The 20,059-nt window shown below is 33.5% G+C and carries 20 protein-coding genes and 1 tRNA gene; 8 read left to right on the forward strand and 13 right to left on the reverse strand.

All coding sequences use genetic code 11. The features are described 5' to 3' along the window. Positions 1 to 485: 485 nt before the first annotated feature. From DDY94_RS10280 to DDY94_RS10295, 4 genes are all read right to left on the reverse strand, one after another. Positions 486 to 1,226, reverse strand: a complete 741-nt coding sequence (locus DDY94_RS10280) for an NYN domain-containing protein (protein ID WP_111684033.1) — start codon at positions 1,224 to 1,226, stop codon at positions 486 to 488. 6 nt (positions 1,227 to 1,232) lie between these two features. Further along, complete coding sequence (locus DDY94_RS10285) at positions 1,233 to 1,427, reverse strand: 30S ribosomal protein S21 (protein ID WP_111684034.1); 195 nt, start codon at positions 1,425 to 1,427, stop codon at positions 1,233 to 1,235. Between the two features lie 155 nt (positions 1,428 to 1,582). Continuing rightward, positions 1,583 to 2,020, reverse strand: coding sequence for a cold-shock protein (locus tag DDY94_RS10290; protein ID WP_111684035.1), 438 nt, complete (start codon positions 2,018 to 2,020; stop codon positions 1,583 to 1,585). Positions 2,021 to 2,290: 270 nt separating this feature from the next. Next, positions 2,291 to 2,485, reverse strand: coding sequence for a cold-shock protein (locus tag DDY94_RS10295; RefSeq protein WP_111684036.1), 195 nt, complete (start codon positions 2,483 to 2,485; stop codon positions 2,291 to 2,293). 864 nt (positions 2,486 to 3,349) lie between these two features. Between DDY94_RS10295 and DDY94_RS10300 the strand changes: the two genes are divergently transcribed. After that, entirely contained in the window at positions 3,350 to 4,213 is an 864-nt protein-coding gene (locus DDY94_RS10300; RefSeq protein WP_111684037.1) for a sigma-70 family RNA polymerase sigma factor, read from the forward strand. A gap of 458 nt (positions 4,214 to 4,671) precedes the next feature. Continuing rightward, complete coding sequence (locus DDY94_RS10305; protein ID WP_111684038.1) at positions 4,672 to 4,866, forward strand: cold-shock protein; 195 nt, start codon at positions 4,672 to 4,674, stop codon at positions 4,864 to 4,866. Between the two features lie 566 nt (positions 4,867 to 5,432). Here DDY94_RS10305 and DDY94_RS10310 read toward each other — a convergent pair. The 4 genes from DDY94_RS10310 to DDY94_RS10325 form a co-directional block, all read right to left on the reverse strand. Next, entirely contained in the window at positions 5,433 to 5,888 is a 456-nt protein-coding gene (locus tag DDY94_RS10310) for a hypothetical protein (RefSeq protein WP_111684039.1), read from the reverse strand. Positions 5,889 to 5,925: 37 nt separating this feature from the next. Then, entirely contained in the window at positions 5,926 to 6,663 is a 738-nt protein-coding gene (locus DDY94_RS10315) for a hypothetical protein (protein ID WP_111684040.1), read from the reverse strand. 1 nt (position 6,664) lies between these two features. After that, positions 6,665 to 7,927 (reverse strand): tyrosine-type recombinase/integrase, encoded by a 1,263-nt coding sequence (locus tag DDY94_RS10320; RefSeq protein WP_198658945.1) that lies wholly within the window; start codon positions 7,925 to 7,927, stop codon positions 6,665 to 6,667. Positions 7,928 to 8,032: 105 nt separating this feature from the next. Further along, positions 8,033 to 8,106, reverse strand: a tRNA-Met gene (locus DDY94_RS10325). A gap of 128 nt (positions 8,107 to 8,234) precedes the next feature. Here DDY94_RS10325 and DDY94_RS10330 point away from each other — a divergent pair. Then, positions 8,235 to 8,627: an START-like domain-containing protein gene (locus DDY94_RS10330; protein ID WP_111684042.1), complete on the forward strand. Its 393-nt coding sequence runs from the start codon at positions 8,235 to 8,237 to the stop codon at positions 8,625 to 8,627. Between the two features lie 67 nt (positions 8,628 to 8,694). Beyond that, complete coding sequence (locus tag DDY94_RS10335; RefSeq protein WP_111684043.1) at positions 8,695 to 9,549, forward strand: aminotransferase class IV; 855 nt, start codon at positions 8,695 to 8,697, stop codon at positions 9,547 to 9,549. Here the strand turns inward: DDY94_RS10335 and DDY94_RS10340 are convergent. From DDY94_RS10340 to DDY94_RS10360, 5 genes are all read right to left on the reverse strand, one after another. Beyond that, positions 9,546 to 10,100 carry a YqgE/AlgH family protein gene (locus DDY94_RS10340; RefSeq protein ID WP_111684044.1) on the reverse strand — a complete coding sequence of 185 codons (555 nt, stop codon included), beginning with the start codon at positions 10,098 to 10,100 and terminating at the stop codon, positions 9,546 to 9,548. The two genes, DDY94_RS10335 and DDY94_RS10340, sit on opposite strands and share 4 nt — an antisense overlap. A 129-nt stretch (positions 10,101 to 10,229) precedes the next feature. Then, positions 10,230 to 10,502 carry an HU family DNA-binding protein gene (locus DDY94_RS10345; protein ID WP_076620986.1) on the reverse strand — a complete coding sequence of 91 codons (273 nt, stop codon included), beginning with the start codon at positions 10,500 to 10,502 and terminating at the stop codon, positions 10,230 to 10,232. A 195-nt stretch (positions 10,503 to 10,697) separates the two neighbouring features. Beyond that, entirely contained in the window at positions 10,698 to 11,657 is a 960-nt protein-coding gene (gene fmt, locus DDY94_RS10350; protein ID WP_111684045.1) for a methionyl-tRNA formyltransferase, read from the reverse strand. Continuing rightward, positions 11,654 to 13,546, reverse strand: a complete 1,893-nt coding sequence (locus DDY94_RS10355) for a RecQ family ATP-dependent DNA helicase (protein WP_111684046.1) — start codon at positions 13,544 to 13,546, stop codon at positions 11,654 to 11,656. The genes fmt and DDY94_RS10355 overlap by 4 nt, the downstream gene beginning before the upstream one ends. Then, positions 13,546 to 14,088 (reverse strand): AAA family ATPase, encoded by a 543-nt coding sequence (locus DDY94_RS10360; RefSeq protein WP_111684047.1) that lies wholly within the window; start codon positions 14,086 to 14,088, stop codon positions 13,546 to 13,548. Before DDY94_RS10360 ends, DDY94_RS10355 begins: the two co-directional genes overlap by 1 nt. A gap of 90 nt (positions 14,089 to 14,178) precedes the next feature. On the opposite strand from DDY94_RS10360, the gene DDY94_RS10365 reads away from it, so the two are divergent. The 4 genes from DDY94_RS10365 (at position 14,179) to DDY94_RS10380 (ending at position 19,961) form a co-directional block, all read left to right on the forward strand. Then, the gene (locus tag DDY94_RS10365; protein WP_111684291.1) at positions 14,179 to 14,472 is read left to right on the forward strand and encodes a DUF493 family protein; all 294 of its coding nucleotides are present in this window, start codon (positions 14,179 to 14,181) and stop codon (positions 14,470 to 14,472) included. Between the two features lie 86 nt (positions 14,473 to 14,558). After that, positions 14,559 to 15,203 (forward strand): DUF4290 domain-containing protein, encoded by a 645-nt coding sequence (locus tag DDY94_RS10370; RefSeq protein ID WP_111684048.1) that lies wholly within the window; start codon positions 14,559 to 14,561, stop codon positions 15,201 to 15,203. Positions 15,204 to 15,209: 6 nt separating this feature from the next. Then, on the forward strand, positions 15,210 to 16,526 hold the full coding sequence (gene murA / locus DDY94_RS10375) for a UDP-N-acetylglucosamine 1-carboxyvinyltransferase (protein WP_111684049.1): 1,317 nt from the start codon (positions 15,210 to 15,212) through the stop codon (positions 16,524 to 16,526). Between the two features lie 177 nt (positions 16,527 to 16,703). After that, positions 16,704 to 19,961, forward strand: a complete 3,258-nt coding sequence (locus tag DDY94_RS10380; protein WP_111684050.1) for a T9SS type B sorting domain-containing protein — start codon at positions 16,704 to 16,706, stop codon at positions 19,959 to 19,961. The last annotated feature ends 98 nt before the right edge of the window (positions 19,962 to 20,059 follow it).

A 20,059-nucleotide genomic window follows, 5' to 3' on the forward strand; every position in this document is an offset into this window, starting at 1 on the left:
AGTTTAAAATGATTTGTACTACAATTAAGTACGATTAGAAAATACGCAAAAAATTAAGTTTAAAAATTATTATGGAAAATAAATTTAAATCTGGTGACATAGTCTGCGCGAAAGTTAATCCAACAACGCCATTAAAGGTTAGAGTTTTTGCTCGTAAAGTTTATTATTGTGATGTGTTAAATATGCCAGATGAAAACGAAAAAGTTTACTTTGAAAGAGAAATCGAGTTGTATAAACCTCAAAGGTAAGATTTGTAATGTTAAGTTCTTCTAATTAAAAATTTTATTTCCAAATGTTGCCTAACAACGGAATAAACGTATTACGTTTATTCCCATTATGTTTATACCATTAAATGTACAGATAATTTTGTGTTCACTTAAAATATATATTTAAGATTAAGAACAAATGGTTGGATATGCCATTAAAAATCGCATAAAGTTAAATAGATGCTACAGAATCGTGAAGATTTCATATTGTAATTGATATTATGAAATTGTCCTTACATAAATCAGTTTTTGATTATTTCTTGTGCTCTTTCTTGGTTCTATTTCAAAAATATCTATAGAGTTAATGAAAGGTGTCAATTTCTGAAAGCCATAGTTTCTAGGATCAAAATTTGGTTGTTTTTTCTGAAGTAGTGCACCCACTTCCCCGAGGAAAGCCCAACCCTCTTCATCTGCAAGATCTGATACAGTAGACCGGATAAGATTTATTACTTTTGGAGTTATTTTATCTATTTTGGTTTTGTGAGATTTTGTCTTATTTGTACCTGACTTGTCTAGTTCTAAATCCTTTTTTAGAATTTCAAGATAAATGAATTTGTCACAAGCTGCAATGAATGGATTCGGAGTTTTCTTTTCTCCAATTCCATAAACAACCATACCCGCTTCCCTCAATCTGATTGCAAGCCGAGTAAAATCACTGTCACTGGATACAAGGCAAAACCCTTTTACTTTTTGTGAATACAATATATCCATAGCATCAATAATCATTGCAGAATCTGTTGCATTTTTTCCTTTAGTGTAACTGTATTGCTGTATAGGGGTTATTGCATTTTCCAGAAGTACCAATTTCCACTTTGTCAACCTAGGTTTTGTCCAATCACCATAGATACGTTTCAAACTGGGATTACCATATTTGGCAATTTCTTCCAATAGTTCCTTAACATGGCCTGAAGGAATATTATCACCGTCAATTAAGACAGCCAATTGAATTTCATCTGCCATAATATTCTATACTTCTTGTGAACGTTCATACGCCTCTTTATACCTTGCCTTAGCAATTTGCTCTCTCCGCATTGCTGACTTTTTTTTAAAATACTTATTCTTCTTTAAGAGGTTTAATTGTTTTGTTCGTTTAACCTTTCTTCTATATCGTTTCAAAACACGGTCGATGTTTTCTTCTTGGTTTTTGGTAATTATTAGCATAGTATTCTTAGTTTAAAGATTAATAAAAACTCACATAAAAAATCAATTTTATTCGATTTTAAAGAAGTAAAACGAAAAAGAAAAAGATTTATCTCGAGGCTCATTTGAAAATCTAAATTTTAGGATGATTCCCCAATTGACATCTCTTTTATTATTTACCTAATTAGTTTTACTTTTATCGCTACGGGACCTTTCGGTCCATTTTCATTTTCAAACAAAACATTGTCGTTTTCCTTAATATTATCAATTAGATTGTCCGCATGAACAAAATAATCTATCTTTTGATCTACTTCTTTTATAAATCCAAATCCTTTTTCAACATTGTAGAACTTAACAATACCTTTTTTTTCTTTTTCTTCTTGATCCAATTCCGACTCTGTTAATTTTGGAATACTTATACTTATTTCTTCCAATGGAACTTCTTTCTTCTGATTGGGGTCTTGAGGTGTACTAGTTAAATTTCCTCTTTCGTCTACATAAATAAAATCAGAAGTTTTTTCCTCTAATTGTCTGAGCCTTTTTTTCTCTGCCTTATCTTCTTTTTTTTTCTTCCTTTTTTTCTCTCTTTCTTTTTTATTATAACTATCTGCCATTTGTTTTAGTGATTTACAACCTTATTTTGGATCATTTATTCAAGCTGAATTTAACGGACTTACCAATTACCTTTAATATTTGTTTTTAAATAACACCTGTTCTTATTGATAATGTCCAATTGTTTAGTCCGTTTCATTCCCCTATATCGCTTTAACGTTAAACACAATCCTATAATCGGTTATTTTGTTAAATTTTAGCATAATACTCCTCTATAGATTACTAGTAAAAAGACCGAATAGCTAAGGCAGCTCAATACAGTATTCAAAGGCCTAGCTTATAAGTTGAACATCAATAGCGTTCAATCCTTTTTTTCCTTGTTCGACATTGAATCTAACTTTGTCGTCTTGATTTATCTGATCGAACAGGCCAGATATGTGGACAAAGATTTCCTCTTGGCTATCTGCTGCGGTAATAAAACCAAACCCTTTAGCCTTATTAAAAAATTTAACGGTTCCTTCTTTCATTGTATATGCTTTTAAAATTGAAAATTGATTAACTATAGGAAATATATATCAATCCTCGATCGAGTTTGTAAATTAATACGATAGATCTTCTTGATTTCTTATAGATGTGTTAGTGATAAATAATAATCTAGGAAGGAATTAAATGGGGATGTAAAGACTTTGCTGAAAAATAATTCCACTAACTCTACCAAAGAAACACTTTTAAATTTGATTAATCTAATTTAATGGCGCTTATTTTTATGTCATAGAGATTGTAGATTTCTTTGTTGGAAGTAAATAAAAAGAAAATATTGAGGATACTGTTTAAGTATTTTCAATAAATAAAGAATAAAAAATTAGTTAATACCAAAATAAAGGCATTACTTTACGATTGTTAGTTACATCATTTTTAGTAAAGATATTTATTCTTTTTCAGTTAAGTCTCCTTCCTATATTTTATCACTAACAATTTGTTGTACAGGTCAGCAGATCATTACTTATTTCTTAGGTCAATCTAGATTGATCAAAGCGCATTTTAAGCATACCCTTTTATTTTTTATATCACACGGAAGATATTGTGAGGATATTCAATAAATCTTGACAAATTAAGTATTATTATCCAACATGGTAATAAGGGATTTAGAGCAATAAGTGTTGAAGCAAAACTTAACAAAGTACAAATATCCTCTGGATTGGAGAGGTTTTATTTAACCTAAATCGATCATTTTGTTACGATAGACTGGTTGGAGAAAAGGAAATTAAATAGTAAAAGTTAAAATGTAAGTGAAATTCCATTGATAAGTTTGATGAATAAAAACTTAAATTATCTGAAGGGAATTCAATTATTGATTTATAAAAGATTTTTTACTTAAACATTCAATTGCCATGAGACAGCTTCGAATCAATAAACGGATTACCAATAGAGTTGACAAATCATTGGACCGATATCTAAACGAAATCAGTAAGATTGATATGATATCTGCTGAGGAGGAGGTTGAGTTGGCAACCAAGATCAGGGATGGAGACCAATTCGCATTAGACAAGCTAACAAAAGCAAATTTAAGATTTGTGATATCTGTTGCCAAACAATATCAGCAACAGGGACTTACACTTTCAGATTTAATATGTGAAGGTAATATTGGTCTGTTCAAGGCTGCATTAAGGTTTGATGAAACAAGAGGTTTTAAATTTATCTCATATGCTGTTTGGTGGATAAGACAGTCTATTGTTCAGGCCATAGCCCAAGATTCAAGGATGGTTAGGTTACCTCTGAATAAAATTGGTATACTAAACAAAGTTAAGAAGGCTAACGCCTTTTTTGAACAAAGAAACAATCGTCCTCCTTCATACAATGAAATTGCCGACCTCATAGGAGTTTCTGCTTCCGAGGTTGAGCTCTGCATAAAAAGTTCGAGTAATCATGTTTCTATGGATCAACCTATCTTCGTCGATAGTAATTACAGTAGGCACGAAACCATAGAATCTAATACATTTCCTGACCCCGATACTTCTATGATAACAGATTCTCTAAAAATAGATTTGGATGCGGTACTAAGCACACTTTCTGAGAGAGAGGCAGAGGTTGTAAGGCTACATTACGGAATAGGGGATGAAGCCCCAATGACGCTTAGTGAAATAGGACAATTATATGACGTGTCTAGAGAAAGGGTACGTCAAATAAGGGAATCAGCAATTCGAGGACTTAGACGCTCATACAGAGCAGATATACTCATAAAATATCTGGGATAGAAGTGACAACATGGAAAGTTTTTCTTTAGATAGCTCCCCTATGATAATTTTTAATCTCTGATATTTTACAAAACTAGACTCGAATATAATAGCTTTGATCAATAGATGTTTTCGTAGTATAATACTCTAGTGTAGAAGAACAAAAATCATTGCTGAGTCGCGCGTACGAAAGTTTTTAAAAGCATAATTACTACGAAAATTGAATTATTTTCACTTTTAAGCTTTTTGCTAATAATTAATGACGTATGTTTGCCCTGTTCAAGATAGAACACCTTTTAATAGTAAGGTATTATTTAGTATTTAGTTTAAGAGTATACTCTTCTTTCCTTTTTTATTTCATCATCACTTTATTTTTTTAAGAATTAATGCTAATCGTATAGATTTTAGTATAAATCAAAGCGAAACGCTAATAATCAGTCTAATTGAACACAATTTATTTTAACTTAAAATTAAATATGATGCAAGAAGGCACAGTAAAATTTTTTAACGACTCAAAAGGTTTTGGGTTTATTAAATCAAATGAATCAGAAGAAGACATTTTTGTACATTCTACAGGTTTAATTGATAACATCAAAGAAAATGACAAAGTTCAATTCATGACTGAACAAGGCAAAAAGGGTTTAAACGCCATAAATGTTGAGGTTATTTATTAGTTCTCAATTTTCAAATATTGAAATTAAAAAGGGATTGTCTTTAATGGCAATCCCTTTTTCTATATTAAATTTGAGAATAAATTAGAGATATTATTAAGTTTGAATTTGTTATAAATTAAAAATATAATTGTTTGTTTTGTTTGGTTCTGTTACATCTAATAACTTCTACTGAGTGAACTTATAGACTACCAATTCATGATAATAAATAAAAAGCACCCCTTTATGGAGTGCTTTTAGAAGCTATTAAATTAAGGATTAACCTAATGAGGCTAAAAGGATAATTTTGTTGAGACCCCTAACTCATCTCAACACTTTAAAAATAGAAAAAACTTTATTTATTTGTTCATGCACAAACATGACTTATCAATTATTTATTAAGGGAGTTTGATTTTGTCAATTAATGAACTAATTTTATTTTATTGTTTAACCACAACATCAAACTGCATACGAAAGTGCATACGGAAATGCATACGATTTTGTAAAATATAACGCTGGGAAGCCCTATAAACAGGCTGTAAACAGTTTTACCATCGAACTCATAACCCGAAGATTATTTTGTTAAAATTCTAATGGTTGTTTTTCATTATATCATTAACAAATTCTGGAATAAAGAACTCAATATTCCCAGTCTCAATATCATAATATGGTTTTCTGCCGAAAGGATCATCTGGAATGTTTTTAACAGGTAAATAACGTTGTCCTTTAATTAATGAATATAGTTTGCGAATATCCTCCTTAGTGGCATTTCTTTTTGGTTCGGGAGTTAAATAATGCTTTGCTAGGTCAACAGTGGCTGTTCCTAGAGCAGCATTACCAAATCCACTCCAAGAAATTCCTTCGTTCGTTTTATTCGTAATGTTTGGTGGAGGTAGTACTTCGTTATTAGTTGGAAGTTTTTGCTTTTTTACATTTTTTAATTGCCAATTCCTGCTTCTACAGGAATTGCTGCAAAACTTTTGTACACCTCTACGTTTTGGGATAAATTCATTGCCACATTGAATACATACTTCGGTAAATTTCATAAATAAGCGTAAATTAAACGTTTAATTTACGCTTAAATTAATCATTATTACTTATACCAAAAAATTTTTCTAATAATACTTTTTCAGCTTCTGCTTCTGTTATTAGTGGTTTTCTAGATTTATCTTTGTCGTTTTCCCAGTTTGAAGATAATAGAATAGGATTATTCTCCTTATTAATAATATTAATATCTGGTTTCAGAACTAAACGATCCAATGAATTTTCATTCAGAAAATCGAAATCAATTTTTGGGTAGAAGTTGTCTATTATTTTTTGAAGATTATAATTAACCTTAGGGGGAATCCTGTTTTTATAAAAAACTTCAATTAAAGATTTAAAGTGCTTCTCAAATCGTTTAAACTGAATATTAAAAATACTGTCTAATTTTTCATCAGTCTTTAAATACCTTAGTCGATTTACGTACATCCAATCAGAATAGTAAAGTAATATATCCACATATTCAAAATACTTATCTAAGATATATTGAAATTCGAGTTCTGATATTTTACTTTTTTTCTCTACCAATTCAAATATGTTCTTTTCAATCCTACTTTCCATAATAAGCATCCATTTCAGACTTCTTTCTTCAGTATAAAAAATTGGCCCCTTGTGATAATCAATTACAAAAACCTTGTTGAAAACCTTTGAATCTTTAAGAATATCAATCTTGTCAATTATATCTATGGTATATTCAGTTTTGGGTATATAGAAGTATAATTCATTAAATAAATTAGGAATAAGATCTAAATGGAACTGATATAAAGACTTGTCGTTCATCTCATTTATTTTTTAGCATATCTGAATAATCATCAGGTAAGTCAGCATCAATATCTCGCAAATATTTCTCCAAGGCAGCCATAGATTCATGTCCTGTTATCGACATAAGTCTACTTTTAGCTTCAAAAGAGGAATATTGACTATTTAAGGCTCTATATAATTTGGTAATATATGTATGTCTAAAACTGTATAAGCCATAATCAATACCTAAATTGAAATGCTCTTTCACAGTTTTTCTAAATCGTTTTGAGAAATGATCTCTTCTACTCAATTCCTTTGCATTCCAATTTCCACCAATTTTATTCGGCGTAAATAGTAAATTTTCAGGGTGATAATCCGATAGATCTGGTAGTTCGTCATATAATATTGATGGGATAATTTTAGTTTTTAGCTTGCCGTTTTTTGCAATAAAACTTACGGTTTTTTCTTTTATATTAATATCATTAATTCTTATTCTGCAAACTTCTTGAGGTCTCATAAATGCATAAGAATAAAATTTGATGAATAACAATAGTATTGGATCTACCTTCTTTAAATGTTCAAAGATTTTTAATTCAGTTTCTGATGAGAATCTTTTATGCCTCTCTGGTTTAGTCTTTAATTTGGGAATACTTTTTAAGAAGTTTCGTTCAATGATGTCATTATCTACTAAAACTTGTAAAATACTGCTAATATTTGTCCGATAATTATTTCTATTTCTTGCTGATGATTTTTCTAAAATAGAGTTCAAGAAACCTGTAAAGTGTGCCTTTTTTAAATGATCAATGGTTTGAACATTTGGATGATTTACACTTAACCATTTTGAGAATGCATTAATATTAATTTTATAGTCCCTGTAGGTACGTTCTTTAACAACTTTTTCTTTTAGTTTTAATCCCATGAAGAGCACATCCTTTATTAGTACTTTATCAGCCACATCAAAAGGTTCTGGTTTAGACACTTCAAGATTTTTTTCTGATTTTTTTTTGGATTGATCGTTAAAATTCTTTTTGGGGTTATTGAGCTTTTCAAAAAGTTTAGTATTATCCTCAAAAGGGTTAAACCCTAATTTAAGAAGTTTGATTAGTGATTTTCTATACACAGTTAGAACTTCCATACGCTCTTCCTTAGTCTTGAATTTATTTGCGATCCCATAGAATGGCGTCATACGTTTCATTTTTCCTGTTTCAGGATTTCGAAATGAGAAATAGACATACCAACGTTTGTTTATATTGCCATTAGCAGTATAAATTTTAGGAAGTGAAAAATTTTGTTTTAGTTTCAAATCGTATGCACTTTCGTATGCAAAAGTCAGAATTTGATTAAATGTAAGCATAAAAAAACGGTTTAGGAAAACCTAAACCGCTTGCGCACAGATTTTTATAATTTGTAGCGAGATCGAGATTTGAACTCGAGACCTCCGGGTTATGAATCCGACGCTCTAACCAACTGAGCTACCTCGCCATTAATGCGGCTGCAAATATAAAAACAAATTCTGCTACAACAAACATAACATTCCAAAAAAATAATTTTAGTCTAAAGTTTTGAATTGTATCATAATTGTATATATTGAGCAAATAAACAATGCTTATATGGACGACAAAGAAAAATATGAAATGGAGTTTGTGATTCAAGCATCTCCATCACTTATTTACCAATACATATCTACACCTTCAGGCTTATCAGAATGGTTTGCCGACAATGTAAATTCTAGAGGCGAACTTTTTACTTTTATCTGGGACGGTTCAGAAGAACAAGCCAAATTATTAACTAAGAAAAGCGGTGAACGCGTTAAATTTCGCTGGTTGAGCGATGAGGAGGATGGTGCTAGTTATTATTTTGAAATTCGTATTCAAGTCGATGAAATTACCAAAGATGTCTCATTAATGATTACCGATTTTGCAGAAGACGATGAAATTGAAGAAGGCAAGATGCTATGGGATAATCAAATCTCTAGTCTAAAGCAAGTTTTAGGCTCTCGTTAACTTTTAACTAACTCAACTATTATATCTTTGTCTCGGTTTATTTTAAAATTAAATCGAGACTTTTTTTATGTTGAATTTTGACGGAAATCTCACCCAAGATATTAACTCTGAAATCACCTCAGAAAACAGAGGTTATAAGTACGGAGACGCGCTTTTTGAAACGCTAAAAGTAGTTAATGGTAAAATCTTCTTTTGGGAAGATCATTATTTCAGACTAATGGCTTCTATGCGCATAATGCGTATGGATATTCCGATGCATTTTACTATGGAATTCCTTGAGGCAGAGGTCCTTAAAACTGTTGAAGCTAATGGTCTAACAAATGCTGCGGCAAGGGTAAGGCTAAATGTTGATAGAGGTGAAGGCGGTAAGTATCTACCAAATGACAATGCTAAAGTAGCCTTCAATATTATTGCTGAACCACTCGAAAATCCTTTTTACGCAATTAATTCTGAAACCAATTACACCGTTGATCTTTACAAAGATTTCATGATGGCACCAGGAATACTCTCAGGATTAAAATCTAATAATAAAGCCATTCAGGTTCTTGGAAGTATTTACGCCAAGGAAAATGATTATGATAATTGTTTGGTGCTTAATACCAATAAGTCAGTTATTGAAGCATTGAACGGAAATTTATTTCTTGTGAAAGGCGATAAGATCAAAACACCACCTTTAGAAGATGGTTGTTTAAGAGGTGTAATGCGCAAACAAATTCTCGAAATCATTTCCAAAGATGTCAATCTTTATGTGGAAGAATCTTCAATTAGTCCGTTTGAACTTCAAAAAGCAGATGAATTGTTCATAACGAATGTCATTAAAGGGATTATACCTATAAGAAAATATCGTAAAAAGACCTACGGAACTAGTTTTTCCGAAGGATTAATTACAAAGTTAAATACGAAATTGAGGTTAGGCGTTTAGTTATAACTCGGATTTTCAGGAGCATTAGACCAGATGCTGTATTCACCACCTAGTTCTAGCATTTTTTCACGCCAAAAGGAATTGCAAGATTTAGCAATTATTCCATTATTATAAATGTTTTCTGAAACTAGCCAAGCATTAGATTCTAATTCATTATCGAGTTGTTGTTCTGCCCAGCCCGAGTAGCCTAGGAAGAACCTAATATCATCTTTAGAAATTCGATCTGTATTTATAAGTTCTAAAACCACATTAAAATCACCTCCCCAAAAAATACCATTTGAAATTTCAATACTATTAGGTATTAACTCCGGTGATTTATGGATAAAATAAAGGTTGTCTTGTTCTACCGGCCCACCATTGTAAACTGTAAATTCAGATTCAGTGCCGTCAATTAGATCTTTAAGATTATAGTCGAGTGGTTTGTTAAGAATAAACCCAACCGATCCCAGTGCATTATGATCTGCCAAGAGGATCACTGCACGATTAAAGGAGATATCTCCAATTATGGATGGTTCAGCAATAAGTAAATTGCCTTTTTCGGGCTTAATCATCTAACTGAAAAATTTACGTCAACTAAATCTAGGGTATTTTTGGCACTTAAACAACTTTAACTTCCTAAAAGTTAGAGCAAAAAAAAGCCTGCTAAAATAGCAGGCTCAGTATTGTTAAGAAAAAATATCTTAGTTTACAGCATTACTTAAGTCAGAACCTGCCTTAAATTTTACGACATTTTTAGCTTTAATCTTGATAGTTTTACCAGTCTGTGGGTTTCTTCCGTCTCTTGCAGCTCTTCTAGAAACTGACCAAGAACCAAAACCTACTAAAGAAACTCTATTTCCTTTTTGTAAAGCGCCTTCGATGTCAATTAACATAGAATCTAATGCTTTTTTAGCAGCTGCTTTAGTGATTCCAGCATTCTCTGCCATACCATTGATTAAATCTGTTTTGTTCATAAATGTTAAATTTAAATTGTTAAAAATTCGGTTTTTAATTATAGTCTTTAAAAATCCGTACACAAATTTATTAGTAATATTAAGCTATGCAAGTAATAGCAAGGGAAATGAGCGTTTTTGTTAATAAGTCATGGCATTTGTTAATAAAGGAATGTATTTTGTCGGATTTTTTATCATCCCAATGCCAATAAGGGTTTACAGCAGTTTGGCTGATTTTGAGAATTGAAATCCATTTAAAAGTGATTTTGGATCCATTTTTCGCTTTCCAGGAAGCTGAATTTCTTTAATTATGATGTAACCTCCCGCGCATGCTACTTTTATGGTATCCTTAGACACGCTAATAACACCAGATTCGATATCGTGTTCCTCAAATTGCTTATCTATTCCATAAATCTTTATAGTCAAATGGTCTTCTTCACCATTATCTAAATAGCACCATGCCGTTGGAAATGGATTCAGACCACGAATCTTATTATATATGGTATCTAAATCTCTCGTCCAGTCAATTTTACAATTATCACGATTGAGCTTGTGGGCTGTTTTAAGATCTTCAGATTGCGGTTGAATAGTTGTTTCAACTGTGTCATGTTCTATCAATTCTACAGTTTTAATAACTAGAGCGCTACCTATTTCCATTAATTCATCATGAAGTTCGCCAACTGTGGTTTCTCTACCAATAGGCGTTTCATCACTTAGAATGATGGCGCCAGTGTCTATTTTTTCATCAATAAAAAATGTAGTCACACCAGTTTTGGTTTCGCCATTAACAATGGCCCAATGAATTGGAGCGGCTCCTCTATATTGTGGTAATAAAGACGCATGCAGATTAAAGGTTCCATATTCTGGCATTTGCCAAACTACCTTCGGCAGCATTCTAAACGCCACTATGATCTGTAAATTTGCATTTAAAGCCTTTAATTCTTCAATAAATGCTTCTGCTTTCAGGTTGGTGGGCTGAAGTACATTTAAATTATGTTCGAGTGCGAATTCCTTCACTGCAGAGGCTCTTAGTTTTTGTCCACGACCAGCTTTTCGATCTGGTGCTGTAATAACACCCACTACATTGTAATTATTATCGATTAATGCCTTCAAACTGGCCACCGCAAAATCTGGTGTTCCCATAAAAACAATTCGTAAATCGCGTTTCTCTGTCATATTAATTTATAAGTATTTGCATCTGTGATCTTTACTTTATTTAATTCAATCAGATTTTTTAGATTTTGAATTAATAGTTTTTCACTACAAGCGACCACAGATAATAATTGACGCGAAGATAATTCTTCAGTTTCTAATGCCTTCAGAATAGATTCAGAAATATTTATTTCATTTTGGTTCTCGACCACTTTTTTTGAAGCACATACAGAACAAATGCCGCAAGGTTTTGAAGACTTTTCCCCGAAGTAGCTCAATAATTGCTGACTTTTACAAATCGAATCATTATTAATATAACGAAGTACAGCTTCAACCTGACGGTGCTTTAGCTCGTGTTGCAGCTTTATAGTTTTAGCAATCGGATTAATCGTAGCATCATCTTCGCGAGGTTTCAAAAAGGTGATTTCTGAATCGGTATTAGCCATTTCAAGACTTATGATTCCATCTTTCTCGAGGTGCTTCAGTTGAGCAATCACTTGCTTTTCAGGGAGCTCTGATTTCTTGATAACAAGATTCAAATTGATCTTGGTTTCATAATCAAAAATGCCACCGTAGGTTCTTAAAAGTACCTTGACCAAAGTATTAAGGTTGAGATGGCGTTCTAAATATTCAAACAAGGCGTTATTTGAAACTAAAAACTGAACTTTGGTTCTAAAATTGAAATGTTGCGTTAATGCTATTACTGAATTTCGATCTAACAGATTTAGGGTATTGTAAGTTATGCTAGGATGTAATTCGTACGTTGAACAAAAGGATTTGAAATCGAATTGATAGGTTGTGTTTTGCCCTTCACCATAGGCAATTTGAAAGTAGTTGCTAAGTTTCTTATAAACTCGCTTTATATATTCTATAGAAGGCAAACTATTTAGGAATTGTTGGCGAAGGTGATCTTCATCAATATGCTGTTTTAGGATCACTGCATGTGCATAGTCACCATCTCTTCCGGCTCTACCAGCCTCCTGATAATAACTTTCTAAACTTTCGGGTAAGTTGTAATGAATAACTGTTTTTACATTGGCTTTGTCAATTCCCATGCCAAAAGCCGTGGTCGCCACCATAACTTGTTTTTGACCATTGCTCCATTGTTGCAGTCGTTCTTGTTTTTCTTTATTAGTTATGCCGCCATGATAAAACGCCGATGCGAATCCTTTCGATTCTAAATAGTTATGAATGTCTTGTGATGCCTTTCGATTTCTTACGTATATAATGAATGAACCTAAATGCCTATTAAGTAGATGTTCAATCTGATAAAATTTGTCGTCCGTATGAACAACGTGATATGAAATGTTAGGTCTTGCAAATGAAGCCTTAAATATCTTTGGTGCTACAAAATCGAGATTATTGATAATGTCTTCAACGATATCGTGCTTGGCTGTTGCTGTGAGGGCAATACAATTTACATGCGGATGAATAGTTCTTAAAATCGAAATATTATGGTAAGCCGGTCTGAAGTCATTTCCCCATTGGCTAATACAATGCGCCTCATCTACAGCAATGAGATTAACCTTCATTTGTTGAATACGTTCTTGAACCAAAGGCTGCTGAAGGCGTTCTGGCGATAAATAGAGGAATTTATAATTACCGTAAATGCAGTTATCTAATTGCGTGTCTAATTCCGCATAAGACATACCCGAAGTCAGCGCAATGGCTTTGATTCCTTTTTGTTTTAAAGTATTGACCTGGTCCTTCATTAATGCAATTAAGGGCGACACCACAATACAAATCCCGTCTTTTATTAGAGCAGGAATTTGAAAGCAGATTGATTTACCTCCGCCAGTGGGTAATAAAGCAAACGTATCTTCATTTTCTAATACGACATTGATGATTTCTTCCTGAAGAGGTCTAAAAGACGTATAATTCCAATACCGTTCTAAAACTTCAATAGGATGCATTATAAGATGTTTAGTTCCTCTAATATAAAATCTGATCGTTGTTCAACCGTTGCGAATGGTACATCAATAAGTTGGTAGCCAAAACGCATGTAGGTACGCATAAGGTGGTGATGAATTTCTATAGCCTGTTCAAAGTTCTCATAGCGTTCATTGTCGCTTGTGAAAATAGCTTCCCAAGGCGATAAGATAAATACGTAGTCGTAGGTGTTGGTTTTAGAGGCTTCGATAAAATGATCAGGGTATTGATCACCAATATAGTCCATATAGGCTAAAACATCAGGAATTCCTCTATCTAAAAATACCACAGATTGTTCTTCTTTAGAAGCACTCTTATATTGTTGAATTCTCCCTTCAAGCAGTTTTTCGCTAAAAAGTAAAGGTTTTGTTAGAAATAGCTGTTCAATGCCGTCTTTCCTTGCTTGCAAGGTAACCTGCCTTGAAATTTCATCGTAACAGATAAAACCACGGTCTTTCAAATGATTGATGACGGACGTTTTTCCTGTTCCTGGTCCACCAGCTATGACAACTTTTTTCGGATTCAAATTGGCAATGTTTTTGCTATGAAATAAGTGGTTAAAAATACTGATAATAATGCAAAGTTAAGTGTATCTTTGCAACTGAAAATTTCGGATATGGATAGTTCTAACAAAAGTGACGAGTTTTACGAAAAATTAAAATCCCAATTATACGATACAGCCTTATGGCCTTCGGAGTATTTGTACAAGTTTATCGTTTTATCTAAAGGTACTGGGATTAAGGATATTGAGAATTTATTTAATGATTTGGGAGCGGTAATTAATACCAATGCATCTAAAAACGGGAAGTATACAAGTGTATCCATAAATGTAAGAATGAAAAACCCTGAAGCTGTCATCGCTAAATACAAAGAAGTGGCAGAAAATGTTGAAGGTGTAATTTCTCTTTAAATTTCTTTTTGGCTCCTTTATTTTTTGTACTTTGCAGCAAAACCTAGACTTCGGTTTTTCAGAATATTTACTACACATATTACATTTTGATAGATAATTTAGAATACAACACAGAACGCGAGCATTTAATTATACCTGAATACGGTCGTCATTTGCAAAAAATGATCAATTATGCGAAATCTCGTGAAACCAAAGAAGAAAGAAATAAGTTGGCTAAGGCCATTATCTCGGTGATGGGAAATCTTCAACCTCATTTAAGAGATGTGCCTGATTTTCAGCACAAACTATGGGATCAGCTCTTTATTATGTCTGATTTTGAATTAGATGCCGATTCGCCTTTTCCAATGCCATCAAAAGAAGAATTAACGGCAGGACCAGAGCCTTTAAAATATCCTCAAAATCATCCTAAGTATCGTTTTTACGGAAACAATATTAAAACGATGATTGATGTGGCGTGCACTTGGGAAGATGGAGAAATGAAGGAAGCGCTGGTTTATACCATAGCGAACCACATGAAAAAATGCTACCTTAATTGGAATAAAGACACCGTTGAGGACGTTGTGATTTTCGATCATCTATACGAACTTTCAGATGGTAAAATCAATCTTAAAAATAGTGAAGAAGACCTCACAGACTCTTCTAGCTTAATGAGAACCAAAGCTAAATACGGCAATAAAGGTGGTTCAAAGAAATCCAAAAAGAAATATTCAGGCAACAGAAAACGTTACTAACAACGTATGAGTACATTTAAAATTGAAGGTGGTCACCAATTAAAAGGTTCAATAAAACCTCAGGGTGCAAAGAATGAAGCTTTACAGATTTTATGCGCTGTTTTGCTTACTCCAGAGAAAGTAATAATTAATAACATACCTGATATTGTAGATGTTAATAAGCTGATTAAGCTATTAGCTAACCTTGGTGTTGAGGTAGAAAAATCAGCTCCTGGAAGTTATTCGTTTAAAGCTGAAAATATTAATCTAAAATATTTAGAGTCGGATCAATTCAAGGTTGAAGGACGCGGACTACGTGGTTCCATAATGATTGTAGGTCCGCTATTAGCTCGATTTGGCAAAGGATATATTCCGAAGCCAGGTGGAGATAAAATAGGTCGAAGACGTTTAGATACCCATTTTGAAGGATTCATAAAGCTAGGAGCGAGATTTAGATATAACCGGGAAGATTATTTCTACGGTGTTGAAGCTGATAAGTTAACCGGAACTTACATGCTCTTAGATGAAGCCTCTGTTACCGGTACGGCCAATATTGTGATGGCGGCAGTTTTAGCTGAAGGAACCACTACGATTTATAACGCGGCATGTGAGCCCTATCTTCAACAGTTATGTAAAATGCTCAATAGAATGGGTGCCAAGATTTCTGGTATTGGTTCTAACATGTTGATCATTGAAGGTGTTGAACGTTTGGGTGGAACAGACCACAAGATGCTACCAGATATGATTGAAATTGGTAGTTGGATTGGTTTAGCAGCAATGACTAAGAGCGAATTGACAATTAAGGATGTTAGCTGGAACGATCTCGGACAAATACCTAGTGTTTTTCGCAAACTCGGTATAACAGTAGAGCAGCAAGGCGATGATATTCACATTCCTGCACATAAAAATGGTTATCAAATTCAGAATTATATTGATGGCTCTATTCTTACTATTGCAGATGCGCCATGGCCAGGGTTTACACCAGATCTTTTAAGTATTGTTTTGGTGATTGCCACTCAAGCTAGGGGAGAAGTCCTCATCCACCAGAAAATGTTTGAAAGTCGTTTGTTCTTCGTTGATAAACTCATAGATATGGGCGCAAAGATCATACTATGTGACCCGCATCGTGCAACAGTGATTGGGCACGACTTCAAGTCTCAATTAAAGGCCACAACAATGACTTCGCCAGATATTAGAGCTGGTATTTCGTTGCTAATTGCAGCGCTTTCTGCAAAAGGCACGTCTATTATTCATAATATAGAACAAATTGATCGTGGTTATGAATATATCGACGAGCGCCTTAGAGCTATAGGTGCCAAGATAGAACGTCTTCCAGGTAACTAAAACATCTTTTGAAATACTTCGGAATGAGCACCTAATGTTGGATTCAACCCCTTTGAATTAATTATGTGGCAGCATTTCTTCATATTCTAAATGTGTAATTAACAGAGTTTTGTGTTAATTATATCTAAGAGTTTCGGGTTCAAATGTTAAATTATCGTACCTTAAACAAAATTGTTTATGAGTACGATGGATTCTGTTTTCCCTCAAAAGTATCGTATTGTATTTTGTTTTGTACTGTTGAGTCAACTTGCGTTTGCTCAATTAGATGATTTCAATTTGTCGTTATCAGTAATTGATGAATCTTGTGCAGGCAATGGCTCAATCTCCATGTCCGTCTCAGGGACTACCAATGGGGCTACAATCACTTACAATCTTTTTCTTCTTCCAGAGACGGCGACACCTATAGCTCAGACTACGACGAGTAGCTTTAATAATTTGGAAAGTGGAGAATATAGGGTAGAAGCTATTCAAACCTTAGGTGATCAGCAAAATTCTGAAAGTGCTGATGCTACAATTAACAATGTATTCTCAGTTTTAGATTTTGAAATTAGCCAGGGTTTATCTGATGAATGTAATGGCTCTAATCTTATAGTAAGTACATTGTCTGGTAACTCACAGTTTTTCGAGATTATATCAGGACCTGTGATTGTACCATTGCAAGAAGACAATATTTTTAATAACCTTCCAGACGGTACCTATGTTATTCGTGTTTTTGACGAATGTGGGAATGCTTTAACTAAGACTTACACCTTAATATCTAACCAACAGCCATTTTCAATTTCTGGCATTCAGCAAGCAGAAATTGTAGAGACCTGCGACAATACCGAAATTAGTTTTTCAATAATTGCAGATAACGGAACAATACTGTCTTATCCCATAACCATAACCTACAATTCTAGTTCATTAGATGGCGAAGAAACAGTTAGTTTTACAGCGGTTTTCGACAACGGATCTCAAAATGAAATTGAAATCATCGAGTCCCTACCAAATTTGAATGATTCGACATTTGCCTTGGAAATTGTGGTTGAAGATAATTGTGGTAATACGGTAATTGTTACTGATTTTATTACTACAAATCCTGAAGTAACCTTGATTGACGTTCCAAGTGAATGTGGAAAGAACTTAATCATTGATGTAGCTAATTTTTTACCGCCATACACCATAGAATTTGTTGAAGCTCCTGCTGATTTTGATCCTTCAGATTACAACGACAATAATGGTGTTTACACAGAATCTACCATTTTTTTTGAACAAGACATTGGTTTGCCCTACGGCGTATACACTGTTCTTTTAGTAGATGCTTGCGATAAAAGCGATACAGCTACCATTGAATTGGTGGAAGAGCCCATTGAACCCATGATAACAACAAGTAATGGTGGTTGCGACCCACTGACGGGCGAATTGACTTTCAGCGTACCAGATCGAGATCTTGTATCGGCAGTATTTACTGATGCACCAGAAGAATATGAAAATGAATTACCAGACGACATTAGTAATTTTATTTTATCAGGTAATGTTCTCGTGGTCAGCGACCTCGTAATAGGGACCTATATCGTGGAAGTTGTTGATAATTGTGGGGATGTCTATATCGAAGAAATTGTTATCCCAGATTTGGAAGATTTACCACTCAATGTTACCACATCACCGAATTGTACCTCAGAAACTGGTAGTCTAAGAATTGCTGGTTCTTACGGTATTATTGAATCAGTTGTTATTATTGATGCACCTGCAACATTCGCATCAACGCTTCCTTTTGATTATAGTGATGCTATAACTGATAGTGGATTTTTTTATGTGGAAAATTTGCCAATAGGAAATTATTCTGTTGAATTTACAGATAGTTGTGGTAATCTGTTTGCAGTTAATCAAGATATTCTGGGCTATACGAGCAACCCTTCAATTTATAATTTGCAAAGGAACTGTGGCTCATTCGATCTTAGTATTTTTGATACGGATAATTCGGTGACGAATATATCGTATTGGTTTCAAAAGTATTATTCAGAAAGTGATAGTTGGGGACACCCAGAAACTGGTGTTTTGTACTCAGAAGGACAGCTACCTACGAATTCAAACTCCATTCCTATTCAAAATGGAGAGACCATTCTCAACAATTTTTTTACTGGAACCTTTAGATTGATAAAAACTTTTCAATCATTAAATAATCCAGGTTCCGATGACTATTGTTTTGATTTCTTTGCCGAATTCGATGTTGGTTCAGATTTAATAATCAATGATGTTTTTAGTCTTAATTGCGAAGGCGGTTCTGGTCCTTCAGATATTATTGTAGACGTTTTAGGTGTTCCACCGTATAATTTCTCTATAATATCACCAGTAGTTATTGATAATGGCGAGGATAATATTTTTACAGGATTAGATCCAGGTGTTTACGAAATAAGGGTTGAAGATGTCTGCGGAAGTATCGAGGCCATTACGATTAATTTACAAGATTTACCACCTGTAGTGGATATCGGAACGCCGTCAGATTTAGTAATCTGTAGCGATGAAGGGACAAATCAAGTGCTATTTGATTTGTCTCAACAAAATGAACAATTACTCGGAAATCAAGACCCTGAACGATTTACCATTACATATCATCTCAGTCAATTAGACGCTGATTCTGGCAATAATCCAATACCAGAATCCTATGAAAACATAATCAATCCCCAGACTATTTTTACCAGAATTGTAAATAATTCTTTGGACGTTTGTTATGAAACGGCTTCATTTCAGCTCGTTGTCGGACTTACACCAGATTTAGGTTCAGATGAGTTTTTAATCATTTGTGAGGACGACTCGTTTTTACTTTCTGCAGATTCAGGTTATTCAAGTTATCTGTGGTCTACAGGAGAAACGACAAGAGATATTATAGTTGATTCAGCCGGTGTCTATACTGTTACTGTTTCGAATGATTATGATGACTTTTTATGTAGTGCCACCAAAACATACAATGTTGACGTTTCTGGGGCTGCAATAATTAATGCAATTACAACTGAAGATTTTACAGCCAATAATAACGCGATAAATATTGATGTGTCGGGATTAGGAGACTATGAGTATTCTTTAGATGGACTCGTTTATCAACAAGAAAGCCTTTTTACAAATTTAGATTCTGGCGATTATACCGTGTTTATAAGAGATAAGAATGGGTGTGGTGTTGTTACACAAACACTGTCCTTACTCGACTATAAAAGATTTTTTACACCTAATGGTGATGGTGAAAATGATTATTGGCAAATATGTGGTTCTAAATTAGAACCCAATTTACTGGTATATGTTTTTGATAGGTACGGAAAGTTACTTAACGTTTTTAATGGTGATCAAAAAGGTTGGGACGGCACCTATAATGGCAGAAGAATGCCTACTAGCGATTATTGGTTTCTCGTAGAACGACAGAATGGTAAATCGCATACGGGTCATTTCACTTTGAAAAGATAATAGAGGTGTGAATAGATAAAATTTCCCCATTAGGTCATCCATAAATCAAAAAAAGCCCAAAACTAAATTTGGGCTTTCCTGTAATTAGTAAAGTCATT

The organism is Winogradskyella tangerina, assembly GCF_003260205.1.
GTDB lineage: Bacteria > Bacteroidota > Bacteroidia > Flavobacteriales > Flavobacteriaceae > Winogradskyella > Winogradskyella tangerina.

Coding starts and splice junctions, on each gene's coding strand:
- DDY94_RS10285 (WP_111684034.1), bottom strand. CDS start 1,427: ATGCTAATAATTACCAAAAACCAAGAAGAAAACATCGACCGTGTTTTG.
- fmt (WP_111684045.1), bottom strand. CDS start 11,657: ATGACAGAGAAACGCGATTTACGAATTGTTTTTATGGGAACACCAGAT.
- DDY94_RS10295 (WP_111684036.1), bottom strand. CDS start 2,485: ATGAAAGAAGGAACCGTTAAATTTTTTAATAAGGCTAAAGGGTTTGGT.
- DDY94_RS10305 (WP_111684038.1), top strand. CDS start 4,672: ATGCAAGAAGGCACAGTAAAATTTTTTAACGACTCAAAAGGTTTTGGG.
- DDY94_RS10335 (WP_111684043.1), top strand. CDS start 8,695: ATGTTGAATTTTGACGGAAATCTCACCCAAGATATTAACTCTGAAATC.
- DDY94_RS10355 (WP_111684046.1), bottom strand. CDS start 13,546: ATGCATCCTATTGAAGTTTTAGAACGGTATTGGAATTATACGTCTTTT.
- DDY94_RS10315 (WP_111684040.1), bottom strand. CDS start 6,663: ATGAACGACAAGTCTTTATATCAGTTCCATTTAGATCTTATTCCTAAT.
- DDY94_RS10330 (WP_111684042.1), top strand. CDS start 8,235: ATGGACGACAAAGAAAAATATGAAATGGAGTTTGTGATTCAAGCATCT.
- DDY94_RS10340 (WP_111684044.1), bottom strand. CDS start 10,100: ATGATTAAGCCCGAAAAAGGCAATTTACTTATTGCTGAACCATCCATA.
- DDY94_RS10345 (WP_076620986.1), bottom strand. CDS start 10,502: ATGAACAAAACAGATTTAATCAATGGTATGGCAGAGAATGCTGGAATC.
- DDY94_RS10280 (WP_111684033.1), bottom strand. CDS start 1,226: ATGGCAGATGAAATTCAATTGGCTGTCTTAATTGACGGTGATAATATT.
- DDY94_RS10300 (WP_111684037.1), top strand. CDS start 3,350: ATGAGACAGCTTCGAATCAATAAACGGATTACCAATAGAGTTGACAAA.
- DDY94_RS10290 (WP_111684035.1), bottom strand. CDS start 2,020: ATGGCAGATAGTTATAATAAAAAAGAAAGAGAGAAAAAAAGGAAGAAA.
- murA (WP_111684049.1), top strand. CDS start 15,210: ATGAGTACATTTAAAATTGAAGGTGGTCACCAATTAAAAGGTTCAATA.
- DDY94_RS10365 (WP_111684291.1), top strand. CDS start 14,179: ATGGATAGTTCTAACAAAAGTGACGAGTTTTACGAAAAATTAAAATCC.
- DDY94_RS10310 (WP_111684039.1), bottom strand. CDS start 5,888: ATGAAATTTACCGAAGTATGTATTCAATGTGGCAATGAATTTATCCCA.
- DDY94_RS10380 (WP_111684050.1), top strand. CDS start 16,704: ATGAGTACGATGGATTCTGTTTTCCCTCAAAAGTATCGTATTGTATTT.